The 3,671-nt window shown below is 65.1% G+C and carries 6 protein-coding genes; all 6 read left to right on the forward strand.

What is annotated here, in order from left to right:
• The first annotated feature begins 293 nt into the window (after nt 1-293).
• The 6 genes from Tther_RS12775 (at nt 294) to Tther_RS13330 (ending at nt 3,609) form a co-directional block, all read left to right on the forward strand.
• Nucleotides 294-698, forward strand: a complete 405-nt coding sequence (locus Tther_RS12775; protein WP_143904470.1) for a hypothetical protein — start codon at nt 294-296, stop codon at nt 696-698.
• The gene (locus tag Tther_RS12780) at nt 691-900 is read left to right on the forward strand and encodes a hypothetical protein (protein WP_133597541.1); all 210 of its coding nucleotides are present in this window, start codon (nt 691-693) and stop codon (nt 898-900) included. The genes Tther_RS12775 and Tther_RS12780 overlap by 8 nt, the downstream gene beginning before the upstream one ends.
• Nucleotides 893-1,366 (forward strand): hypothetical protein, encoded by a 474-nt coding sequence (locus tag Tther_RS12785; protein WP_143904472.1) that lies wholly within the window; start codon nt 893-895, stop codon nt 1,364-1,366. The genes Tther_RS12780 and Tther_RS12785 overlap by 8 nt, the downstream gene beginning before the upstream one ends.
• 74 nt (nt 1,367-1,440) lie before the next feature.
• The gene (locus tag Tther_RS12790; RefSeq protein ID WP_143904474.1) at nt 1,441-2,577 is read left to right on the forward strand and encodes a phage major capsid protein; all 1,137 of its coding nucleotides are present in this window, start codon (nt 1,441-1,443) and stop codon (nt 2,575-2,577) included.
• Nucleotide 2,578: 1 nt separating this feature from the next.
• Nucleotides 2,579-3,076 (forward strand): hypothetical protein, encoded by a 498-nt coding sequence (locus Tther_RS12795; protein ID WP_143904476.1) that lies wholly within the window; start codon nt 2,579-2,581, stop codon nt 3,074-3,076.
• A gap of 314 nt (nt 3,077-3,390) precedes the next feature.
• On the forward strand, nt 3,391-3,609 hold the full coding sequence (locus Tther_RS13330) for a hypothetical protein (protein ID WP_185975098.1): 219 nt from the start codon (nt 3,391-3,393) through the stop codon (nt 3,607-3,609).
• The last annotated feature ends 62 nt before the right edge of the window (nt 3,610-3,671 follow it).

Here is a 3,671-nt window from a genome sequence, read left to right on the forward strand (position 1 = left end):
GCGCCATCCAGTCCGTTCTCGAGCAAGATCGCATAAGCGGCTTCCAAGGGGTTGGTTTCGACTCGTATTGCCATGAGGGTTACACTCCTTTCTCGAAGTCATGGCGTCAGACCCACCCTCGCGCTGTCTGCTGGGCGGGGAGCGTAGGCGCGTAGCGCCGGAGATCCCCGCCCAGCAGACAACCGGCAAAATGGAATTTACAGAAAGAACGATACACAACTGTCGCACCCAGCGCTGTAACCCGCGCCATCGCAGAGGGTCGCATCACGCCAATAGTGGTCGACGGGCGAGAGATGATCGAGCCCATTGCGGCCGATGCGCAGTGGGCGGCCAACTCCCGTCGGCGGACGGGTAGCTCACCCGCCGTGCCGGTGCGAAGCGGTAGCGTAGCCCCGGGTGCCACCTACGAGGACGCACGACGCGTTCGCGAGGAGGCGGAGGCGCAGCTGGCCGTGCTGAGGCTGCAGGAGCAGCGGGGTGAGCTGATTCGCGTCGACGCGGTACGGCATGCGGTCGCCCGGCGACTGAGCACCCTGCGCGAGCGCTTTCTGGGCATCCCTGACCGCGTTGCGACGGGCCTGGCTGCGACCACTGATCCGGTGGCCGTGCACCAAATACTAGAGGACGAGATTCGAGGTGCGTTGAGCCTTGTCGCTGATGGCGACTTGCTCAATTCGCAGGAGGGCAGCCATGCATGAATCGCTAGAGCTGTACGTGCTCCCGCTGGCTTCGCATGATGCCGAAATCGCCGGTCTGGAGGCCGTACCTGGCCGCCTTCCCGAAATCTGGCGACTGCCAGGCGAGCCGCTGCGGACGATGCTGCGCCGCGCACTGCGCGAGGCGACGCCGGGCCCCTCGTTCTGGTGTTCGCCGATCATCAGGAGGCCGCACCATGAGTGACCACCGCGAGCACTTGCTGGCGCTGCTCGAGGATCGGCCCTCGCCCGAGACCTGGCAGTGGGTGCGCGAGCGCGTGCGCGCATGGCTCCTGTCGGGGCAGCGTGGCGCCCTTGACGCGGACGGCCGCCGACTGCGACGGCCCTCGCCAAGCCTGGCGCGCTGCCTGGGGATGCCAAGCACCCCCGAACCGGCCCGCCTTCGGCTGCGCGACGAATACCTGTACCGCCTGGCGCAGCACGTCGAAGCCGAGATCGGTCCCCATCCCTGGCGCATCGCAGTCGAGCTGGCGCGAATGGCCCAGCGATTCGAGCTGCGCAAGTGGCCCGCCTGGTGGCGCCTGGATGAAGCGCCCGAACACGCCAGCGAGCTCGAGCGGCTGCTGTTTGAGGCCCGCCGCATTGGCGGGGTGCCGCTGCCATCGACGCCCCGCCGCTACCGCCAGCTCCTGGAAGGCCGGGGCCGCTGAAGCACTTTATTGTCAAGACTTCGCGCGCGGGTTGGTTCAATCGTGGCATCAACCCATCACGAAAGGCCCCCCGAATGGAAGCGACCCCAATCCGCCCGACGCTGCGCGAGCTGCAGCGCAGGACCGCCGACGAGCTCGGTTTGCAGGCGCAATCCCTGCAGCGATATGGGTCCAAGCTGGACCTCCGCGAGCTGGTGCTGTCCAAGACCCGCCACCCGTTGCGCCCGCTTGATGAGCGCAAGGTCTCGGCCTGGTCTGAGCTCACCGAATCGCTGCGTCAGCGCGGCGGCAATGTTCCGAGTGGCACCTGGGTGCCGCTGAAAGCGCTGACGCGCGATCTGACCACGAGCAATTCGTCGAGCCTGACCACGGCGCGCCTGGACCGCGAAAACGCCGCAAGTCTGCTGCCGAGCTCCGCTGTCATTGGCGGCGGCGCTACCGTGCTCTCGGGCCTGACGGGATCGTCTTACGGCATCACCACCACCACGCCGCTTGACCCCGCCGATGGGTGGATTGCCGAGGGCGACCCGGCCCCCCAGCGTGAGCCGACCTTTGGCGAGTCGCGCCTCACGCCGAAAAGCCTGATCGTCACCGTCACACTCTCGCGCCGCCTGCTGCATGACGCAGCCGTCGACGTCAACGCGCTGCTGTCGCGCGAGCTGGTGACCCGCCTCGCACACGCCATCGACCTGGCCGCGATCAACGGCAACGGCACGAGCCAACCGCTGGGCCTGCTGGGCAATGCCGACCTCGACGTGCTCGAGGCTGGCGCGAACGGTGCTGCACCCACCTGGGGGCACCTGGTGGACCTCGAGCACTCTGTCGCCACACGCGCGGGCCAGATGGCTGCGCCTGCGTTCCTGATGAGCCCTGCCCTGGCCAAGAAGCTGCGGACCACCCAGCGCGTTTCAGGCGGCGACCTGTTCCTCTTCGAAGGCCGCGACCTGCTGGGCTACCCGGTGCGCGTGACCCCAAATGTCCCGGACAACCTGACCAAGGGCACCAGTTCCGGCGTCTGTTCTGCGCTGGTGCTGGGCGACCTGGCCGAGATCGCTGTCGGTTTCTGGGGTCCGGCAGCAATCGACTTGCTGGTCGACGACATTACCGGCGCCAAGGATGGCCGCGTGCGCATCATCGCCCGTGCTGACGTTGGCATCGCGCCGATCCGCGTCGGGGCCTTCGCAGCCTTCAAAGACCTGCTGACCGCCTGATATGGCTACCGCCGCCAGCCGGATCAATCGCGTCCCAAAGGGGCTCATCGCTAACGCTGAAGGCCGGTCGATCGGCCGCAAGGCGGAGCAACCGCAGGCCAGCAACTCCGCCATCTGGGAACTGCTGCTACGCCCACGGGATGTAATGATGGCTCAACGGGGCTACTCGCTGGCGCTCGAGCTGATCCAAGGTAAGCGCGAGCTGATGCCGCTACTGCAGATCGAGTTGGTAGCCGCTGCAACCACGGGCGATGCGTCTCGCGCCGCTGGCTTTCTCGATGGCGTGTTAGCCGCAGTCGAATCTTTGGTGGCGAGCGGGGCTCGCGTCAATACCCAAAATCCCGTCACCCGTCATCTGCTGTCGATCGGCCCCCAGGAGCGGCGCGCCTTGCTGCCGTGGCTGGGAGCCGACGAAGGGGTGGCGGTACTGCGCGACTTTGTGGAGCTCGCGCAGTGGGTGGGGCTCAACTGCCGCATCAACCTGGTAAAAAAGCATTGAGCCGCTCTGGTGGCGCCGAAGTGACAGGCGCCACGGCGTGACCCAAGGCCGAAAGGCTGGAAAGTCCCCAACAAGCGCAGCGTGGTTTCTGCGTTCACTCGTAGTCGAGATGGGAAGACACCCCCGGCAGGCGAAAGCCTGACCGGGGCTCTGTCTTTATGGGGACGAGGCTCAAACGTCTGGCCATGCTTTGCACCCGTCTATGGCTGGTGTATATTGGTGCCTGTTGGTGTCTGTACTCGGCCTGTTAATCCGTAGGTCCCTGGTTCGAGCCCAGGTCGGGGAGCCACATCAATCAAGCACTTAAGCCCACCTTGGTGGGTTTTTTTGCTTTCCGGGCCATTTTTGGCTGCATTTTGGCTGCACGTGAAAAAGCCGATGCGCGGCGTCGCTACACGCCCTGTCAAGACTTTTTTCAAGGCGTGCAGCATGCCATCCATCTATCACCAAGCGCGGCCCGCATCAATAGATTGTGCAACCTCTTTTCTGTAAATTTCCGGTTGGGTGGTCATGACAACCGGGTTACAGGTTGAAGTTGAGATAGACCTTGCCGGTCAGCCACTCGTCGTCGAGTTCGGCGAGCATTGCGGAAACC

The organism is Tepidimonas thermarum, from assembly GCF_007556705.1.
Taxonomy (GTDB): domain Bacteria; phylum Pseudomonadota; class Gammaproteobacteria; order Burkholderiales; family Burkholderiaceae_C; genus Tepidimonas; species Tepidimonas thermarum.

What these genes read in the sequence shown, in the direction of transcription:
- Tther_RS12795 (WP_143904476.1), top strand. Translation starts at nt 2,579, where the DNA reads ATGGCTACCGCCGCCAGCCGGATCAATCGCGTCCCAAAGGGGCTCATC.
- Tther_RS12790 (WP_143904474.1), top strand. Translation starts at nt 1,441, where the DNA reads ATGGAAGCGACCCCAATCCGCCCGACGCTGCGCGAGCTGCAGCGCAGG.
- Tther_RS12780 (WP_133597541.1), top strand. Translation starts at nt 691, where the DNA reads ATGCATGAATCGCTAGAGCTGTACGTGCTCCCGCTGGCTTCGCATGAT.
- Tther_RS12785 (WP_143904472.1), top strand. Translation starts at nt 893, where the DNA reads ATGAGTGACCACCGCGAGCACTTGCTGGCGCTGCTCGAGGATCGGCCC.
- Tther_RS12775 (WP_143904470.1), top strand. Translation starts at nt 294, where the DNA reads ATGATCGAGCCCATTGCGGCCGATGCGCAGTGGGCGGCCAACTCCCGT.